The sequence below is a fragment of the Bradyrhizobium genosp. P genome, assembly GCF_049949265.1.
Lineage (GTDB): Bacteria > Pseudomonadota > Alphaproteobacteria > Rhizobiales > Xanthobacteraceae > Bradyrhizobium.
In genome coordinates, this window is the sequence record NZ_CP188195.1 from 7,502,324 (window position 1) to 7,520,945 (window position 18,622).

At 59.4% G+C, this 18,622-nt stretch carries 14 protein-coding genes and 7 pseudogenes; 11 read left to right on the top strand and 10 right to left on the bottom strand.

Going from position 1 to position 18,622, the window contains the following annotated elements; genetic code table 11:
- Nucleotides 1-19 precede the first annotated feature (19 nt).
- Nucleotides 20-421, top strand: coding sequence for a tautomerase family protein (locus tag ACP2YO_RS35990; RefSeq protein WP_426435829.1), 402 nt, complete (start codon nt 20-22; stop codon nt 419-421).
- A 1,169-nt stretch (nt 422-1,590) separates the two neighbouring features.
- Here the strand turns inward: ACP2YO_RS35990 and ACP2YO_RS35995 are convergent.
- A complete protein-coding gene (locus tag ACP2YO_RS35995; protein ID WP_426435830.1) occupies nt 1,591-2,538 on the bottom strand; it encodes a LysR substrate-binding domain-containing protein in 948 nt (315 codons plus the stop codon).
- 102 nt (nt 2,539-2,640) lie between these two features.
- Between ACP2YO_RS35995 and ACP2YO_RS36000 the strand changes: the two genes are divergently transcribed.
- A complete protein-coding gene (locus tag ACP2YO_RS36000) occupies nt 2,641-3,633 on the top strand; it encodes an aldo/keto reductase (protein ID WP_426435831.1) in 993 nt (330 codons plus the stop codon).
- A gap of 494 nt (nt 3,634-4,127) precedes the next feature.
- On the opposite strand, the gene ACP2YO_RS36005 is transcribed toward ACP2YO_RS36000, so the two are convergent.
- The gene (locus tag ACP2YO_RS36005; RefSeq protein ID WP_426435832.1) at nt 4,128-4,547 is read right to left on the bottom strand and encodes a TonB-dependent receptor plug domain-containing protein; all 420 of its coding nucleotides are present in this window, start codon (nt 4,545-4,547) and stop codon (nt 4,128-4,130) included.
- Between the two features lie 202 nt (nt 4,548-4,749).
- Between ACP2YO_RS36005 and ACP2YO_RS36010 the strand changes: the two genes are divergently transcribed.
- From ACP2YO_RS36010 to ACP2YO_RS36025, 4 genes and pseudogenes are all read left to right on the top strand, one after another.
- Nucleotides 4,750-5,844 (top strand): winged helix-turn-helix transcriptional regulator, encoded by a 1,095-nt coding sequence (locus tag ACP2YO_RS36010; RefSeq protein ID WP_426435833.1) that lies wholly within the window; start codon nt 4,750-4,752, stop codon nt 5,842-5,844.
- 273 nt (nt 5,845-6,117) lie between these two features.
- Nucleotides 6,118-7,364, top strand: a pseudogene (locus ACP2YO_RS36015) (acyl-CoA dehydrogenase family protein).
- Nucleotides 7,361-8,386, top strand: coding sequence for a phosphotransferase family protein (locus ACP2YO_RS36020; RefSeq protein ID WP_426435834.1), 1,026 nt, complete (start codon nt 7,361-7,363; stop codon nt 8,384-8,386). The pseudogene ACP2YO_RS36015 and the gene ACP2YO_RS36020 overlap by 4 nt, the downstream one beginning before the upstream one ends.
- Before the next feature lie 10 nt (nt 8,387-8,396).
- Nucleotides 8,397-9,172 (top strand): annotated as a pseudogene (locus ACP2YO_RS36025) (SDR family NAD(P)-dependent oxidoreductase).
- Here the strand turns inward: ACP2YO_RS36025 and ACP2YO_RS36030 are convergent.
- The 4 genes and pseudogenes from ACP2YO_RS36030 to ACP2YO_RS36045 form a co-directional block, all read right to left on the bottom strand.
- Complete coding sequence (locus tag ACP2YO_RS36030; RefSeq protein WP_426435835.1) at nt 9,173-9,376, bottom strand: LysR family transcriptional regulator; 204 nt, start codon at nt 9,374-9,376, stop codon at nt 9,173-9,175. It lies immediately after the preceding pseudogene.
- A 152-nt stretch (nt 9,377-9,528) separates the two neighbouring features.
- A pseudogene (locus tag ACP2YO_RS36035) lies at nt 9,529-9,684 on the bottom strand (TetR/AcrR family transcriptional regulator); the annotation flags it as partial.
- Between the two features lie 70 nt (nt 9,685-9,754).
- Nucleotides 9,755-9,949: pseudogene (locus ACP2YO_RS36040) on the bottom strand (hypothetical protein); the annotation flags it as partial.
- A complete protein-coding gene (locus ACP2YO_RS36045; RefSeq protein ID WP_426443535.1) occupies nt 9,864-10,508 on the bottom strand; it encodes a hypothetical protein in 645 nt (214 codons plus the stop codon). The pseudogene ACP2YO_RS36040 and the gene ACP2YO_RS36045, both read right to left, overlap by 86 nt.
- A 659-nt stretch (nt 10,509-11,167) precedes the next feature.
- Here ACP2YO_RS36045 and ACP2YO_RS36050 point away from each other — a divergent pair.
- Both ACP2YO_RS36050 and ACP2YO_RS36055 read left to right on the top strand, forming a co-directional pair.
- A complete protein-coding gene (locus tag ACP2YO_RS36050) occupies nt 11,168-12,055 on the top strand; it encodes an enoyl-CoA hydratase/isomerase family protein (protein WP_426435836.1) in 888 nt (295 codons plus the stop codon).
- Between the two features lie 5 nt (nt 12,056-12,060).
- Nucleotides 12,061-13,596, top strand: coding sequence for a class I adenylate-forming enzyme family protein (locus ACP2YO_RS36055; RefSeq protein WP_426435837.1), 1,536 nt, complete (start codon nt 12,061-12,063; stop codon nt 13,594-13,596).
- A gap of 1,562 nt (nt 13,597-15,158) precedes the next feature.
- On the opposite strand, the gene ACP2YO_RS36060 is transcribed toward ACP2YO_RS36055, so the two are convergent.
- Nucleotides 15,159-15,575, bottom strand: a complete 417-nt coding sequence (locus ACP2YO_RS36060) for a hypothetical protein (RefSeq protein WP_426435838.1) — start codon at nt 15,573-15,575, stop codon at nt 15,159-15,161.
- A 174-nt stretch (nt 15,576-15,749) separates the two neighbouring features.
- On the opposite strand from ACP2YO_RS36060, the gene ACP2YO_RS36065 reads away from it, so the two are divergent.
- From ACP2YO_RS36065 to ACP2YO_RS36075, 3 genes and pseudogenes are all read left to right on the top strand, one after another.
- Nucleotides 15,750-16,049 (top strand): hypothetical protein, encoded by a 300-nt coding sequence (locus tag ACP2YO_RS36065; RefSeq protein ID WP_426443396.1) that lies wholly within the window; start codon nt 15,750-15,752, stop codon nt 16,047-16,049.
- Entirely contained in the window at nt 16,046-16,477 is a 432-nt protein-coding gene (locus ACP2YO_RS36070; protein WP_426435839.1) for a PIN domain-containing protein, read from the top strand. The genes ACP2YO_RS36065 and ACP2YO_RS36070 overlap by 4 nt, the downstream gene beginning before the upstream one ends.
- A gap of 36 nt (nt 16,478-16,513) precedes the next feature.
- Nucleotides 16,514-16,674: pseudogene (locus ACP2YO_RS36075) on the top strand (DUF5131 family protein); the annotation flags it as partial.
- Between the two features lie 92 nt (nt 16,675-16,766).
- Here the strand turns inward: ACP2YO_RS36075 and ACP2YO_RS36080 are convergent.
- From ACP2YO_RS36080 to arsC, 3 genes and pseudogenes are all read right to left on the bottom strand, one after another.
- Entirely contained in the window at nt 16,767-17,519 is a 753-nt protein-coding gene (locus ACP2YO_RS36080) for a sulfite exporter TauE/SafE family protein (RefSeq protein WP_426435840.1), read from the bottom strand.
- Nucleotides 17,520-17,533: 14 nt separating this feature from the next.
- Nucleotides 17,534-18,197 (bottom strand): annotated as a pseudogene (locus ACP2YO_RS36085) (aquaporin).
- Nucleotides 18,197-18,608: pseudogene (gene arsC, locus ACP2YO_RS36090) on the bottom strand (arsenate reductase (glutaredoxin)). Before arsC ends, ACP2YO_RS36085 begins: the two co-directional pseudogenes overlap by 1 nt.
- Nucleotides 18,609-18,622 lie beyond the last annotated feature (14 nt).

The following is an 18,622-nucleotide window of genomic DNA, read 5'->3' on the forward strand; positions in this document are numbered from 1 at the left end:
AGCAAGGAGCAAAATAACAATGCCTACAGCCAAAATCCACGTCCACGAGGGAACCTACGACGATCAGAGACTGGCCAAGCTAGGAGAGGCAATTCAGGCAGCGTTGGAGGCCGTTCTAAAGATTCCCTCCGAGGATTACTTTCGGATCTTTCACGTCCTGCCGGATAAGAGGTTCGTACATACCCCGGCCTTTCTCGGAGAAAAGTACACCAAGGACTTCATCCTCTTGGAGGTGACGTTTATCGCCGGACGTCCGAAGGAGACCCGATTGGCGTTGCTGAAGGAGCTTAACGCCCGGATTGTCGAGGCGGTTGGCATTGCGCCCGATGACCTCAACATCCTGCTTTATGAATTACCTGGCGAGAACATCTCGTTCGGGCACGGTTTGGCGCAGCGGGCTCACATATCTTCCGGAACATAGCGCTCGTTCCTGCGCAGCGGCCAGGCATACCGGCAACGGCCGCTCCTGCTTGGCCGTTGTCGGCTCTTTGCGATCTTGGTGGGCTGAAAGCTGACCACGAACTTTTAGCCGTCAGACCGCGAACGCAAATCGCTATTGAGCTAGTTCGGCTTCTGCATCGTCGGGTGCGGGAAATCGAGCGTTACGCCGAATAACCTGGGGCGGCTGTCCGAATGCCCGAAGGAATGCGCGCCGCATCCGATTACGGCCGGCAAATCCGGTCAGGCGGGCGACGACATCGATCGGGTGGCTTGTCCTTATCGTAAATCAAATCCGGCCATATTGATGGTGCAGTCCGCCCAGGATCGGATGGCAGATAATACGTCCAGCTGTCTCGGCGGCGCGTGACATCGGCGCGTCTATGTTCAATGACAAGTGGGTGCGCGTGCCCTTATGGTAATACGCCGTTACACGCCGCGTCCGTCGAACGAACCTAGAAACCCGAGATCTTACGCAAGACTCCCTCGTCAACGGGGTGGGTGCAGCATTTCGTCCAGCATGCTCACTGGCGATCAGGCTTAAGTGCTGATCGTATTTTGTTTTTTCGGCTCAGTCAGTCCAATCCATCACGAGACCCATTTTGGGCTAGCTCCCGCCCCAACGATCAAAGCGGAAAGAAATTGGTCTACTTCGCGCGAATTGTTGCCGATGCCTCATCTGAGGCTTTGCCTTGCGGGCTCCTGCCCTTCTGTGCGCTGTAATGCGCCACAGTACTCTGATCGCAGAGGAACGTGGATTTCATACTTCGATCAGGGTTAAGTGGCGGACATATCTTAGATCAACTCTCGCATCTGAGAGGAAGTGAGAACGAACACCCTCACAAAACTACGCCAAAGCGCGCGATAGCCGCCGGCGGCCCCATTCCCACTCTATTGTCCTGAGCGATAATAACCCATTGATTTATAAGCGAAAGTTTTTTCTGCACACGACGAAGAACCGTCTCTTCGATCCGTCAAAAATTTGCGCTCTTGATTTCCAAAGGGGAATTTCGCTCATTTAGAATCTGCGTGGTCTCAGCGACTATCGGCGGCTATTGGTCGATTTTTTTGAACTCGGCGACCAGATTGCATACGCAGTCCGCTCGGAAAAAAGACCGTCAGCGACAATAGCACGATCTATTTCACCGCCCCTCATTCGGGGCTGACGCCATCATCTGTGGCCGGTCTGGCGATCACATCATCTGCGGGCGGTTTAATCTCCCGAAGGACGTCGATGAAGGCCCGCAAGCTGGCTGGAACATTCCGCCGACCGGGGTAATAGAGGCATAGGCCGGGCTCTGAAGGCAGCCATTTGTCGAGCACGCTAACCAGACGACCGGCAGCGACATCTTCCGCGATCCACGCCTCACGCATGTAGGCGAGCCCGGCCCCGGCCAGCGCCGCTTCCCGCACCAGTGTCGGTTCGTCGAGCGTGAGCACGCCGGGAACATCGATATTGAGCGCCTCCGAGCGTTGTTCAAACTCCCAGCGATAGATGCGGCCGCTGGGCAGGCGGGCGCGGAGGCAGCGGTGTCGTGTCAGATCGGCGGGCGTCCTAGGCGGCAGATTCTCCTCGAAATAGGCCGACGATCCCACGACTGCGTAACGCAGGTCAGCGCCAAACGGGACCGCGATCATATCGCCCGGCACCATATTCCGCGGGCGAATACCGGCGTCGAAGCCGCCGGCGACTATGTCGGTGAGGCGACCTTCGGTGACGATTTCGACCTTCACGTCCGGATAGCGGCGCGAATATTCGAGCACGACGGAAACCAGAATGCGCCGCGCCGCGGTGACAGTCGCATTGATTCGCAACGTGCCGGCCGGCTTGTCGCGGAAGTCGTTGACGCCCTCAATCGCGCTCCGGATTTCGGAAAGCGCCGGGCTGATCCGGGCAACGAACTGCTCGCCGGCTTCCGATAGAGACACGCTGCGCGTGGTCCGGTTGAACAGGCGCACGCCTAAGCGCGCCTCCAGACCATTCACTGCACGGCTTAGCGCCGTCGGTGACATTTCCAGGTCGACGGCGGCCGCGCGAAAGCTTCCCCGCTTCGACACGGCTACCACGGCATCCAATTCCACTAGGGCCGATTCACGCATTATCGCGCTTTCCGCACCCGGACATGCCGGTCTGTATCACTTATCGGCGCAATCCTAACAGCCGATCTTGGGGAAGGAAATCGAAACGCACGGAGGATTGTCATGGATTACGTAAGACTTGGGGCGTCGGGCCTAAAGGTGTCCCGCCTGTGCCTGGGCTGCATGAGCTACGGACAAGCAACAACCGGGTATTCTCATGCGTGGGCCTTGAGCGAGCAGGATGGCCGGAGCTTCATCAAGCGCGCCCTCGATCTGGGCATCAATTTCTTCGACACGGCCAATAACTATCAGGACGGCGAGAGCGAAGCGGTGCTGGGGCGCGCCATCCGCGATTTTGGCCTCCGCGACGAGGTCGTCCTCGCTACGAAAGTGGCTGCGCCAGTTCGGCCAGGACCCAACGGCCGAGGCCTTTCACGGAAGGCGATCCTGTCCGAAGTCGACAAGAGCTTGCAGCGGCTCTGCACGGACTACATCGATCTCTACCAGATCCATGTGTTCGACACGCAAACACCGCTCGAGGAGACGCTCGCCGCGCTCAATGACGTGGTCCGCGCCGGCAAGGTCCGCTATCTCGGCGCAGCAAATTTCCATGCTTGGCAGTTGATGAAGGCGATCGGACTTCAACGCGCGAATGGGTGGCCGACCTTCATATCGATTCAGAACCTCTACAACCTTCTCAATCGCGAAGAAGAGCGCGAGATGCTGCAGCTCTGTTTGTCCGAAGGGGTGGGAGCCAATCCTTGGTCGCCGCTTGCGCGCGGGCGCCTGACGCGCCCTTGGTCCGACGAGCCGACAACCGACCGTGCAAAAACTGACGCCTTTGGGAAAAGCTTATTCGAAAGCACGGCAGCGATCGACAAGCCGATTGTGGACCGTTTGATCGAGGTCGCCCAACAGCGCGAATTGCCGGCTTCGCAGATCGCGCTGGCATGGATGCTTCGCAATCCAGCAATCGCCGCGCCGGTTGTCGGCGCGACCAAGCTCAATCATCTTGACGACGCTGTCACCGCCGTTTCCGTCGAGCTTTCAAGCGAAGAGGTCGACCGCCTCGAAGAACCCTATCGGCCTCATCCACTACCTCCTCAGCTCGCTTGACGCCGTGCCCTGAAGAGCTTGGGACTACCAAGAGCACAGACAACAAACCCGCCGATTTCTACGCTGGGCTGCGCTGCAGCTCTCTCACAGACATATTGTGCTTCCCTTTCGTCATGTCTCGGTTCAGATGGTAGTGATAGGGATTGAGCGATGGGCTTGTGAATCAGACTGAGATGCGTGGGGTTAGTCGTCGAGCTAAACACGGGAAGTAATTATCTCCCCCTCACTCCCACTCAATCATTTAGGAGCACACTATCGCGTTGACCTGCCAGCACAATGTCCCAAGACTGACGGACAAATTCCGACGGTACGTCCGCCCTAACTTTCCGGTCTTGAATTCACAGGAAAATTTGGGCACCCCAAACAAGCTGTCGTTCCAGCGACTATCGAAGTCGATCGGGCAGTCCACGATATATGCGCCTGTGTGGTGTGCGGCCTTCGCTCGATTTCCGACTGCTGTGCTTTTCCCGATACCGTCAATTTCCGGAGGCAAGTTAGTTTACGCCTGCATGCGGCCTTGAGCGTCTTTTGTCCTCCTCAGGCTGTCGTAGCGGGCACAGTCGGCCGTGGGCGCGTGCGGCCACCGGCTCGTCTGCGAAAACGTTCGCGCCCCCAACGCCGCGAATAGAAAGCGGAGCCTGGCCATGACCTGTTGCTGTGGTCGACACGAAGCCGGGAATACCGGCTGTCAGGTCCTCCAGCGTATCGATATTCGCAGCGCTTAGGCTAGCAACGTCCATCGCGCTTACGGCGACCGGCACGTCCTGCAATCGTTGATCGCGACGCTGCGCGGTAACGATGATGTCCTCTGTACCTTGAGACGCATCCTGTTCGGGGGTCGCGCCGCTCACAACCTGCGCTGCGCATTCTGTCGAGGCCAACGCGAGCGCCGCCGTCGCAAACATCACTTTCATTCCATCCTCCCTCAATTTTGGCGGGCAGATGCGCTCCGACGAAATGGGAGACCGAGACGGGAACATGCCTAGATGGTCCCGGCGATGTTGACGGCTGAAGCGCCATCTCCATCAGATCCAGCCTTGCCCTCCTTCTGCTCGACTCTGCGAGCTTGTAGCAGGATTAGTAAGTTCATATATTAGCGACAATATACGAACCGACATGCCGCATATCGCGCTTCTGGTATTGAACGGCGGTGCATCTCCTTGCGAAAGCGACTATCAACGCGGCAGGAAGGCAAGGCTATCGATGCAATCAGGAGCTAAGATTCGGGGCGCTGCTCCACTGCGCACCGGACTCTCCGGGCGCGAACGACCTTGCTCGGCAATGCGCGCCATCGACATACTGGGGGACGGGTGGGCCTTCCTCGTTCTGCGCGAGGCGTTCTTCTCCGTAAGGCGGTTCGACCAGATCCTTCGGCATACTCAAGCACCCCGTGCCGTCTTGGCGGACAGGCTCGATCGACTGGTGCGCAACGGGTTGCTCAAAAAGGTGCGCTATCAGGAGCGCCCTGAGCGCTTCGAATACCGGCTCACGCCGATGAGCCACGATCTCTACCCGGCTATCGTTCTTATGATGAACTGGGGCGACCGTTGGCTTCAGACCGACGGCCCGCCCAGGCGGCTGATCCACAAACCCTGCGGATCCGAGTTGATAGGGAAAGTCATTTGCTCGCATTGTGGTGAGGAAATCTCCCCGCGTGATGTGACTCCGCAGGCAGGCCCCGGAATGGCTGAAATTGAGTCCCAGCCGACAGAACGTCTCCGACGGCCGAGCGACAAAGATGTTTACTGCAGGGGGCGTGCGTGCTCCGTAGCACGCACCTTGAGCGTCATTGGCAATCGGTGGGCAGCGCTTACCCTCCGCGAGGCTCTGTCGGGAGCCCGGCGCTTCGACGAATTTCAGGCGCGCACTAACCTGCCAACGACCACGCTCACCAGTCGTTTGCGCCTGTTCGTGGAAAACAGAGTTTTGAAGCGGGTCGCATATCAAGACCGCCCCGCGCGATACGAATACCGCCTCACCAAGATGGGCTACGACCTCTATGGGATCAGCACCGCGCTCATGGCATGGGGAGATCGCTGGACGTCCGAGGACAAAGGGCGCCCACTGCTCCTGCAACACAACACCTGCGGTCATCTGTTCGAGCCGACGATCGTCTGCAGTTGCTGTGCCGGCGCCATCGACGCACATGACGTTGAGGTCGAGGAGCTGGCGAGACCGGAAGACACCGCCGATAAACGCGCCACGGGCTGACGGCAGCCGGCACCGTCATTCAGTTCACCGAACCACACTGGCCCACCCGTAAGAAGCGCGCGCCTCTTCCCGCGTCGTTCCATCGGGACGCGCATCCGCGCATCGATCGATGAACTCGTGCCGCCCCATCATTCCATTCTCTGTGCTTCCGTGTCGTGCCCCGCCATCGTTCAATTCCGCCCGATCCGTGATTTTTCTGGACATCCCGGCCAATAGGACCAATAATTGAACTGACTCGAAAAGTAGCCTGTCAGATTGGTTGGGAGGGGATGCATGGATTTCACGCTTTCCCCGCGTGACCGAGATTTCAGTGGCCGCATTCGGCACTTCATGGATGAAGAGGTGCGACCGCAACGCACTGCCTATCTACAGGAGCAGCTAAGTGGTGATCGCTGGCGGCCCCTGGACGTCATCGAAGATCTGAAAGCTAAGGCAAAGCTCGCAAGTCTCTGGAAGCTCTTCATGCCGCCAGCCCCTGCCGGCCCGGAGCGAGATGCCGCCTTTACGTTCATTGGCGAGCGCCTGAGCAACGTCGAATATGCGCTTTGCGCCGAAGAGATGGGCCGCGTCGCCTGGGCATCAGAAGTCTTCAATCGCTCGGCCCCCGACACCGGGAACATGGAGGTGCTCCATCGCTACGGCACGACGCCGCAGAAAGACGCCTGGCTGACACCTTTGATGGATGGCCGCATCCGTTCGGCGTTCTTGATGACCGAGCCGGACGTGGCGTCGTCCGACGCGACGAATATCCGCACCTCCATTCGACGAGAGGGCGATCACTACATCATCAAAGGTCGTAAATGGTGGTCCTCGGGCGCAGCCGATCCACGATGCAAACTGGCGATCGTCATGGGGAAGACCAATCCCGACGCGAAACGCATCGCCAACAGTCGATGCTCCTGCTCGACATGACATCCCCCGGTGTCACGATCGAACGCACTCTCCCCGTCTTTGGTTACGACCATGCCCCCCACGGGCACGCGGAAATCCAACTCACTGACGTCCGGGTGCCGGCGGAAAGCATCCTGCTTGGCGAAGGGCGCGGCTTCGAGATCGCGCAAGGGCGGCTTGGTCCAGGGCGGATACATCACTGCATGCGTACGATCGGAGCCGCCGAGGAAGCACTGGAGGCGATGACCCGTCGTCTCCTCACCAGAACCGCATTCGGCCGGCGGATTTCAGAATATTCAATATGGGAGGACCGCATCGCGCGAGCGCGGATCGACATCGAGATGACCCGCCTCCTTTGTCTGAAAGCCGCCGATATGATGGATCGAGCCGGCAACAACGCCGCACAAAGCGAGATCGCGATGGTCAAAGTTCAGGCGCCGATGATGGCGCTGAAGATCATCGACGACGCCGTACAGGCACACGGCGGGGCCGGCGTCTCGGACGATCTGTTGTTAGCCTCCGACTGGGCTCACATCCGCACACTTCGTATCGCCGATGGCCCTGACGAGGTGCATGTCCGATCCATCGCTCGCGCCGAATTAAACCGATACCGGGAGCTCGTGCGATGACCGATCTCAACACGGACGCACTCTCGCGTTGGATGAACACCTCGCTGACAGGCTCCCCGACTGTCAATAGTGTCGAGAAGTTCGCTGGAGGCCAGTCGAATCCGACATATCAACTAGAGACTGGTGGGGGACCATTCGTCCTGCGCCGAAAGCCTTTCGGTACGCTGCTTCCCTCAGCGCACGCAATCGAGCGGGAGTATCGCATCCTCGCTGCTCTTCATCCAACTGGATTTCCTGTACCTCGTCCCATAGCCCTCTGCGAAGACAGAGACGTGCTCGGCGCGCCCTTCTATCTGATGGAGCTGGCCGACGGCCGAAACTTCGTCAATGGCACGCTGCCGCATGTATCGCCCTCTCTTCGACGTCCGATCTACGAAGCGATGGTCGACACGCTGGCTGAGCTCCACGCCATCGATCATGAAGCGCTCGGGCTCTCGGATTTTGGTCAAGCCGGCAACTATTTCGCCAGACAGGTTGAACGATGGACAATCCAATACAGGGCAGCCCAGACCGATCACATCCGCGAAATCGAACTGCTGATAGATTGGCTGCCAAAAACGGTGCCAGCCCATACGCAGCGTTCAATCATCCATGGCGACTTCCGACTAGACAATCTCATATTCTATAACGACCGCCCCGCCGTTCAGGCGGTGATCGACTGGGAACTCGCGACGATTGGCGATCCCCTGGCGGACTTCACCTATTTCGCTATGCACTGGTTGATGCCACAGGACGGCAGATCAGGCCTCGGCGGCGTCGAATTACACGACGAGGGCATTCCGACACTCGACGAAATTGTCGAGCGTTACTGTGCAGCCACGGGCCGCGACGGTTTACCCGACCTCCATTGGTATTTCGCCTACAACCTCTTCCGCCTCGTCGGCATTCTGCAGGGCATCAAGAAGCGTGTCGCTGAAGGTAACGCCTCTAGCGAAGACGCCCCTCAGTTAGAAAAGCGCATCGTCCCGCTCGCTCAGATCGCGTGGACAGAGGCACGCAAAGCCGGCGCCACAGCTAAATAGGAGAAGCGAATTGGATATCTTCGATCTCAGCGGCAAGGTCGCTATCATTACGGGCTCATCTCGCGGGATCGGCCGGGCAATCGCCGAAGCGCTCGTTGACGCCGGCGCGCAAGTCGTCATCTCAAGCCGCAAGCAGCATGCGTGCGACGAGGTTGCCAATGCGATTAACGAATCGCACGGGCAGGACCGCGCACTGCCGATTGCCGCAAGCATTTCCGACAAGGCCGGTTTGGAAACCTTGGTTGCGAAAACCCGCGAGCGCTTTGGCAAAATCGACATCCTCGTCTGCAACGCCGCCTCAAATCCATATTATGGTCCGCTCTCCGGCATCACTGACGATCAGTTTCGCAAGGTTTTTGAGAATAATGGCTTGCCAATCATTGGCTGACGAGCATGGTAGCTCCCGATATGGCCTCACGGGGAAACGGCTCGATCATCATCGTCTCTTCCATCGGCGGTTATCTCGGATCGACGACGATCGGCGCCTACAACATCTCCAAGGCCGCCGATTTCCAGCTCGTGCGAAACCTCGCGCGAGAACTTGGCCCTCATAATATCCGGGTCAATGCTATCGCCCCCGGCGTAGTTCGCACCGACTTTGCGCGTGCGCTATGGGAAAACCCTGCGTACGAGGCAGCACTTCAAGAATCAACGCCGCTAGGCCGCATAGGCGAACCGTCAGATATCGCGGGAGCCGCAGTCTTCTTGGCGTCCAGGGCGGGGTCGTTTGTCACAGGGCAAAGCATAGTCGTGGATGGCGGATCGATGATCGCAGGTGCGCCATGACTAGGGCGAGGCTGTCAGACTTGTACTTTTGCCATCCACGCAGGTGAGGGCATCGTGGGAGCAGCCGGGCACAAGCAACTGGACGCGGCGGCTCAACGTCGACTGCGAAATGCCAAGGACCTCTGCGGTTCTCCGGAAACTACCAGTCTCCGCCGCGAGGATAGCGTATTTCAGGTAGCGCAGGTCGAAGGCTATATCCGGCACTACTTGTTCTTCCCCATTCTCTCCAACGATCCTAGACCGCGGCCGTCGATGCGCGGCGATCAGGCCGCACTGTCAGCCACATCTGCGAACTGACGTCGCGCAGCTCTCTCGCGGACACGGCCGGTCGCGGCGGCATGATTGCCCGATAGACCTCAAGCCGATTTCCGCGATCGCTTCGTCTTGCCAGCAGGCCACGTCGAGAGTGCCTGCTCGGCCACAGCTTCAAGCTTCTCACGGCTGAACCCGGCTTTGGCCTGAACCGCCATGCCATGTACCACCGCCATCAAATATGCGGCCAGAGCGTAAGGCTTTGTGCTCTCCGAATAACGTGAAATCTTCGCTCGGGCGCCACGTCAGCGTGGCTTCGGGCGAGAAGTCGTTGAACTTGCGCCGCGGCACGGCCGTCGTGATCGGCACGTAGAAATTCTCGGGATACAGGCTCTTTATCTCGCTCGAATACCGGCCGCCGACCGACAGCTCGAGCGTATCAAAAAGCGTGTAATTGGCCTGCGCAAATGCGGAATAAGTGTCTGACTTCTGCGTCGGTGCGACGTGCGAAGCATGACGTATCAGATGCTTCTCCCGCGTTGTTGAACAGGGTGATAGGCGCGTTCGCGTTATACGCCGCGATGAACACGTCGTAGAGATTGACGTGCTGGTAATAAGCGCCGGCAACGAGCTTCAGCGGACCGGCGAAATCGGTGACGACGCGGAATTCCTGAGAGAATTCGCGATCGCGGAGCGCCTGGTAGTTGGCGAGCAGTTGCGCGGGATTGATTGCGCCGTTGGTCGTATCGACGTACGCCGTGTCGGCATAATAATAGCCGGTGTTCGACGCGAGCTGGATCGTATCCGAGATGTCATAGTCCATCTCCAGGCTGGCGAGCAGCTGCTTCTGGATCAGATAGGGCACGCCGTTGCCGTCGTGCCGATCGACGTTGGCGAAATTGGGCCCGAGGTTCGAGCGGACCACCGTATCGTTGATGCTGCAATCGAGCGTACCCGCGCCGACGTGCGACACCACCGTCGGGCATTGCACCATCTGCTGGTTTTCCGCCGGCACATTGGTGGTCAGCTTGTTGTAGCTGAGCTTGAGCCGCGCGTTGAAGGCGCCGCCCCTACGAACCGGCAATGACTGTAGCGGAACACCCTCTTTGCCGGACCGTCTCAGAATAAGGCAGGCTGCCAAACGAGTATTGTCAGAGCAATTTGCATCGGGCTTAGAGGCGCTGCTAGCGGGCGGCCATAAGCCGCTATAAAGCCAGATCCGAGAGCCAATTTCGATATTTCAATTCGTCGCCCGAGGTAATCCGCCTCGTCGTGCTGATGTACATCCGGTTTCCGTTGTCGCTGCGGAATGTCGGGGATCTGCCCTTCGAGCGAGGGATCGACCTTAGCCATTCGACGGACAGGTTCTGGTGGAACAGGTTCGGGCCGATGTTCGCAAGCGAGGTCCGCCGTCGTCGCGTCGATCGCATGCGCGGCCAGCCTGGGGGCGTCCCCTCGAGCCCGGCTCGTAATTTACTGTCGGTGCCGGCACCGCGGAAACGTCACAGCAAGGCCGAGAATTCCGTAAGTTTCGCTATTGACTCCAGTAGTTGAACTGACTAGTGAAATGGTAAGCCCGACGCGAAGCCGGGCCTGGAGAAGGAGCCACGGGAGACGGCTGTTAGCACAGCCCATGCGTGTGGACCCCAATCTCCCAAAAACTGCCGAAGACCTGACTCTGCCGCACCGTCGGTTGAGAGCGGCAGCATCAGTTGAACCGATGATATTGAAGGAGAGACCAGTATGGGACTGTTCCACACCATTTCGCCGCCGGAACCCAAGCTCCCCGAGTTCCAGCAGCTTTTGTTCGAGGCGCGCGATCGCGTCGCCTACATCACGCTCAATCGCCCTGACGTCACAAACGCGCTCTCGATCCAACTTTCGAACGACCTGACCAAGGCGGTTGAATATCTGCGCGACAGCGAAGCGTTCAACGTCGTCGTAATCAAGGGCGCGGGCGGAAACTTCTGCGCCGGCGATGATCTGACCGAGATGGGATCAGGCGCATGGGGCAATGGCAATCAGGTCATGCGCCGCGTGCGTTTTTATCAGCATATGGCCAATACGCTGGAGGAACTCGACAAAGTCACGATTTGTGCGGTCGACGGTTACTGCGTGGGTGGCGGCCTGGAGATTACCATGGCGTGCGACTTCGTGATCTGCACGGAACGTGCGCGCTGGGGCATGCCTGAGGTCGATTGGGGCATCACGCCTGGCTGGGGTGGCACCACGCGAATGGCGCGTTTGATCGGGCGCCGCAAGACGAAGGAAATCAACCTGCTCGGTGCGCTTCACCCCGCTCGTCGCGGCGTCGAGCTTGGCCTCTTTAGTCGGATCGTCGATAACGACGCTCTCGATGAAGAGACTGCGAAGCTGGTCGATCTCTTGCTGATGAAGAACCAGCAGGGCGTGCGGCAGCTCAAGTTCATGATCAACAAGAATGTGGAGACCGATCTCTATACGGCTCAAGGCTTCGAGGCTCTTGGTGCCGCGTTGACGGGTACTGTCCTGGGCGGCTGGGAGGTGCCTGATGCCGACGGCAAGCATGGTTGGCATGATTACAAAAGTAAGGATCCGAACAGCGCGATCCGCAAGCGTCGCGAGGCCGCGCTGGACTTCTGGGTGGATTGACGCCGATGCCGCAGGACACGATCTTCGAAGTCTTCGCGGATCGGGTAAAAGCCCATCCTGAGGCACCGGCTATCATCGGACAGGGGGAGCGCGTCAGTTATGGCGCGCTCCACACCCGAGCGCTCCGTCTTGCCAGCGGACTGCTCAAGCGGGAGCTAAGCTCAGGCAGCCGCATCGCCTATGTCGGAAAATCGACCGTCGACTATGCCGCGCTGCTGCTGGCTTGTGCTGCAACCAACATTGTTCTTGTGGTCGTAAACTGGCGGCTTTCGCCGGCGGAGATGAACATCATCATCGCGGATAGTGAAGCTGAGCTTCTCGTCGCGAGCAAGGAGTTCGTGTCTTTGTTCACAGAAGCAAAAGTGACCGCCGGATGCGACGTGTTTGTCACCGGGGGGCATAATGTGGCGGCCTTACCCGCACTTTCGACTGTGGAAAGAGAAGTCGCTGTTCTGGATGACGCGTCGGATGATGAGCCTTTTGTTCAACTATATACGAGCGGCACCACCGGGCTTCCCAAAGGCGTTCCCCAAACGCATCGCATGCACCTCTCGGCCTATCGTGCATGGACGGCCTCTGGCTTCGGCCCCTACGCGGTGGGAGACACGGTGCTGGTCGCGCTGCCGGTGTTTCATACGATCGGCACGAATTTCATCCTCTACGCTTTGGTGCAGGGCGCGACGGTCTGGTTGCTGCGCGAGTTTGATCCCGACACGGTGCGCGATGCTCTGACGAGCGGCAATGTCCAATCGGTCACGCTCGTTCCTACTGTGCTTGCGATGATATCGGAGCCCGGCTTCTTCCGTGAGGGTGAGCCGCCGCGTCTCAATGACCTTATTTATGCAGGGTCGTGCATCCAACCCAAGGTAATGGAGCGCGTCCTCCGCGTGTTCGACAATGCGCGCCTACACCAGGTCTATGCCAGCACTGAAACGACCGGTGCTGGAACTATACTTTCCAACGAAGATCATCGCGGCGGAGACCACCTCTGGGCGTCAGCGGGGCGCACGATGCCCGGCTACGAGATCACGATCGTCGACGAGCATGGGGATATGTGCGCCGCGAGCACGGTGGGTGAAGTCGTTATCCGCGGTCCGTCGGTGTATAGCGGCTACTGGCGAAACGCAGCGGCAACCAAGGAAGTGCTGATCGGGGACGCCTACCACACCGGCGACGCTGGCGTACTGGACGAGCGCGGCTATTTAACAATCGTTGATCGCACGCGCGACATGATCATCACCGGCGGCGAGAACGTCTACCCCTCGGAAGTCGAACTTCCACTCTCTAGTCACCCCGCGATTGCTGAGCTTTCGGTGGTCGGATTGCCTGACGAAAAATGGGGACAGCTCGTGTGCGCGTTCGTCGTGCTGCGCGCGGGACATGCGCTCACGCTTGAGGACGTTCGGGGCCACCTCAATCCGGTGCTCGCCCGGTACAAGCACCCCAGGCGCGTCATCGCGATCGAAAGCATCCCGAAAAATCCCACCGGAAAGGTGTTGCGCAAAGCCCTGCTTGAGTTTGCCGGTGGAGGAGCCCAGTGAAGAGTTTCGTACCTCCGATCGAGGACTATCGTTTCCTTCTTGAGCGAGTGCTCGGCTTTGAAGCGTCGATGGCTGCGGTCGGAAACAGCGAAATCGGCGTTGAAGTCGCTCTCTCTGTGCTTGAGGAGGCGGGGCGCATATGCACCAACCGGCTCCAGCCCCTTAATCGCCCGGGGGACGAAGAAGGTAGTAGGCTTCCGCACGTTCGCCGTCGCGCTGGCCTCCTGTCCTACGCACGCGCCGCCATCTACGCGCCGACGGCCACCGGCTCCGGCGCCAGCATGATGCCCCCGGAAAAGCGAGGCTTCGCGTTGTCCATCGCTCCTGCAAGAAGGAATTTCGTCGCGACTGCTGTGGCGTTCCTAGAAACCGGGCGTTCCGGTTGCGCGACGCGATCCGGCAGCCATTATGAATCGAACGAGACGATCTCGGTGAGGCGTCCGTCACGCCACGAGGCTCTCTGCCGGCTGGCGGCTCATCGGAACGGGCAATGCAGCGCCGAGGACAGCAGGGGCAACGTTCCGCAGTCGCAACGCAAATTCAGATTCCAAAGCAGATCTGAAGGCGTGGAGGAATTCTTCAAGCAGATTACCACGAATCGAACGATAGAGGTTCCGCATTGCTCGCGACCACGAACGTGGATGTCGCACCGTAGGTTACCCGGGCATCAGTGGCTCCTACTCCTCCTAGCGGCCGACTCCCCACCCCTCGGCACCCAACAGAGCCCTTAACTACGGGGCTTTTTAGATTCTGCTTCATTCGCAGCGCGGGCTCTCTTCGCAATCGCTCGCTTCTCAGCAAGCCCTTTCATCGCGCGCTTCTTGGCGCCTTTCTTCCAGTTTTTTCTGATTTGATTTGCCGTCACGGCTTTCCTCATTCTTCCAACCCCTGCTCAATGTAGATTCTTCCAAATAGCGCGACAGCACCGCTTCCGCCAGATCTTACGCGGCGCGCGCTCGGTCCCGGGCTTAGCAGACGTCCGGATCTCGCCTTTTCGCGCGCTCAGGTACGCTGCACTAACCCGCCGGCGAACCGCCTGTTGGATATCCGCTTCCACCGAGTTAAGCGGAGTGTACAACAGGCCAGAGCTACACGAATGAACCTACGCCAATCTACCCGATAACCGCCGAGTGCCCTATTCCCACTCGATTGTTCAAATCGCACATAGCATATTGAAATTCCTCCGCAATTTTTTCTGCGGCCAAACATATTCCGACGATGGGTCCGCGAAAAAGTTACGCTTTTGATTCCAAAGGGAAAATCATCACAAAAATATTTTTGTGGTTTCGCCAGCTATCGGCATCATTCGGTCGATTGTAGCACTTCGAAGCGGCCGGCGCAGTGTTCGATCACCGTCTGCAAAGTACCGTCAGCGCGGTCGATCAAGGCGGAATTCGTCGACCGGCACGTCGACACGCCAAGCATTGCGAGGATGCACGATGAAGTCATCATCATAATGGTTTAGGCGGCAGTAAATCTCCGCCAAAGGCACGGTCGCGACATAGACCGCCGGATTCGCGAGATCATAGTACTCAACGTGATGTGCTGCGTACCAGATCGCTCTATCGAGCGGTGGCGCACGACATGCCCATACTGTGCGCCGGTCCTGCGCACCCCCGGAACAACGTGAGCCGGCCCTCCTTTTCAAAAGTTAGCGCCTGGCCCAACGGCTTGAGCATGCAGAGACGATCCCGATTGCACGCATCGAATACGGATTTGACCACCGATAAGCCGTGCTCGCAAAAATGAAATGAGTGCACGTAGGCGTCCAACCATGCCGCCCCGAGAGCTCCCATTGGGGCGACCATCCGATAGTTGCGGATGATGAAGCCGAGGCTCTCCGCCGGGATGTAGCCGTGGAAGTTTTCCCCGCGCGCAATCGCGTTTCTGACCTCGTTCGCGTCCCGCTCGGTCAGTCCGGCAAAATCCAGTCGTTCCAAATCCGGTCGCTCTCCTGGCGCCGCGCCGTCATCTTCCATCGAGGCCTCCACCGTGCTACCCGCGCCAAATTCAGCGATCTCCCGGCGTCGGCGGTAAAGAGCAGCGCGCATACCTAAGGTCGCTGGTTGCCGCGAAGGCCTAATTGTCGCTCCAACCACCTTGTGGAAATTTCAATCTCTGGCTATATTACTGGAAATATGCCAGAGGTCACTATGGGAAGTTCACAGAAGCGCGCCATCCAGAATTATCGATCCCGCCTCGGCGAGCGCGGCCTGGCACGCTTCGAGGTGCTCGGCCGGGATGCCGACCGCGATCTTATCCGATCGGTCGCAAGACGCCTTTCGGAGGATACGCCCGAGGCGTCTGAGCTTCGCGCCACCATGACCAAGTCGATCGCTGGCGAGCCGCCCAAACCAGGCGGGATTCTTGCTGCATTACGTCGTTCGCCGCTTGTAGGCGCCGATCTCGATCTTTCCCGACCGCGTGAAAAGGGGCGGAAGGTCGACCTGTGACGCGCTATCTCCTCGACACCAATATCATAAGCAACGTGGTCAAACCCCAGCCGTCGGAATCTCTCCTCTCCTGGATGTCGACGCAACGCGACGAGGATTTGTTCATCGCTTCGCTGACCGTTGCAGAAATACGTCGCGGGATTTTGGAGAAGCCGCGCGGCAAGAAGCGCGACGCACTCGACCAGTGGTTCTCCGGGCCTGAAGGACCCCAAGCGCTCTTTGCAGGGCGCATATTATCGTTCGACGACAAGGCTGGGCTGATCTGGGCGCGCCTGATGGCTGAAGGCAAAACGGCCGGCAAGCCGCGAAGCGGGCTCGACATGATCATCGCCGCAGTCGCTGGCGCGAACGAATGTGTTGTGGTGACTGATAACGAAAAGGACTTCGTCGGACTCAAGGTCGTCAATCCAATACGCGGAGCGATCTGATGCAGCGGCGGGGCACGGAATGGTCGGGAGGACGAGATGGCTGAAACTCAGATTGAGTGGACTGACTCCACCTGGAATCCTGTCGCAGGGTGTTCGATAATCACCGCGGGGTGCACACACTGTTACGCCATGGAAATGGCGAAACGGCTGGAGGCCATGGGTATCGAAAATATTCGGGGCTAACACGAAAGACGGGCAACGCACCGTTTGGAACGGCGTGGTCCTGGGGCGTCGAACGGGCCGATCATTCAATCCCGGCCTCCGTCGCCCATAGGGGGACCCACTATGCCTAAAAGCAGAGTAATTGCGTTCCGGCGGCAATCAGAATGACGCCTAAAATATATCGCGTAGTGACCTGGGACAGCCATCTCAAGCCGATCATCGTCCCGACGACCGCGCCACCGAGCGCGGCCACTGCGTAAAGGCCGAAGTAAGACGACGGAAACTGCCCGGCCAAGAGAACAGCGACTAGCCCGACAGCGGAGTTCGCCAGAATGAACGGAGCCGATAGTGCGGCGGTCTGCTTCGGAGCCGCCCAGCGCAACGCAATGAGCGTGGGTGCTAGGAAAACGCCTCCCCCGACGCCGGTAAGGCCCGAGACCAGTCCGACGACAGCACCAACGCCCAACCCGCCCCAGAGCGGGGTCTCTCGATCCCGATCAGCAGCAGGTTCGCGCCGCAAGATCATCGCGGCGCCAGCGAGAAGCAGTACGGCGCCCGTCGTGGTCTTGTAGACGTGTTCATCGAGAACGATGAAGCCGCCGGCGAACGCTGTCGGCAGCGACGAAAGCAGAAGCGGCCGCAGCTTCCGCCAATCGACGACTTTTTCGCGGTTGAAGACCCAGGTCGAGTACGTGGCGGCCACGATGTTGAGCGCAAGCGCCGTCGGCATCTCCGACGGAGGAAAGGCGGCGAACGCCATTAATGCCAAAAATGCGGTCCCGCCCGCCTGGCCTACGGTCGCATAGAGGAGCGAGATAACGCCGAAGAAAACAGCGAGCATGGCGGCCTGAAGCAGGAACGGAAAACGACGATGACGCATCCGGCCCGGAGAATCTAGGCCTGCCGCGGCCACAGCCAGCGCGCGAGCGGGATCGCGAGAGCCGCCCCGGCAAGCTGAGCCGCGACGAACGCCGCCATTGCGTGCGGAGCGATGCCGGCTAACGTATTGGACAGCGACCGGGCGATGGTCACGGCGGGATTGGCGAACGACGTCGACGCCGTGAACCAGTAGGCCGACGTGATGTAGAGGCCGACAGCGTAAGGAACGGCGGTCGGCGTGCGAGCAGCGACCCCGAAGATTGTCGACAGCAGACCGAATGTCGCCACCGTCTCGGCGATCCACTGCCCGGTCGTCCCGGCGCGCTCCGTGAGAGAAGACTGCCAGATGGAAGCTCAAACATCAGATGCGCGATCCAAACGCCAACGACCGCGCCGGCGAATTGTGCCACGACATAGATCGCCGCCTCCGTCCAGGTCACTCCGCCGCGAAAGACAAACGCCACCGTGACCGCCGGATTGAAATGGCCTCCGGACACTGGACCGAACATCAGGATCAACACGACGAGGATGGCACCAGTGGGGATCGTGTTGCGCGGAGCGCCAGCGCTACATTCCCGCCGGCGAGCCTCTGCGCCATGATTTCGGAGCCTACGACGGCAGCAAGAAGAAGGGCCGTCCCGAACTACTCGGCGAAGGCGCGTTGAGCGAGGTTCGGCATCAGGCGCTGCGATCGAGGGGAACGCGCTCGCCGTCTTCCTTGACGAACTCGCCGTGCTGCGCCGGCAGCAGGTCTGGGACCAGTTCGGAGGGGCGGCAGAGTTTCACGCCTTGCGGCGTTACCACGATCGGCCTGTTGATCAGGATTGGATGCGCCATCATCGCGTCGAGAAGCTGGTCGTCGGTCAGGGCTTCATCGCCCAGCCCGAGTTCCTGGTAAGGGGTGCCATTTTCGCGAAGCGGGTCGCGAACGGAGATTCCCATCCGCACGACAAAGCTGCAGCAGCAGCGCCCGCGACGGTGACGTCTTCAGGTACTCGATCACGTGCGGCTCGATGCCGGCGCCCCGGATCATGGCGAGCGTGTTGCGCGACGTGCCGCAGACCGGATTGTGGTAGATGATCGCGTCCATCGCGCAGGCCCTCG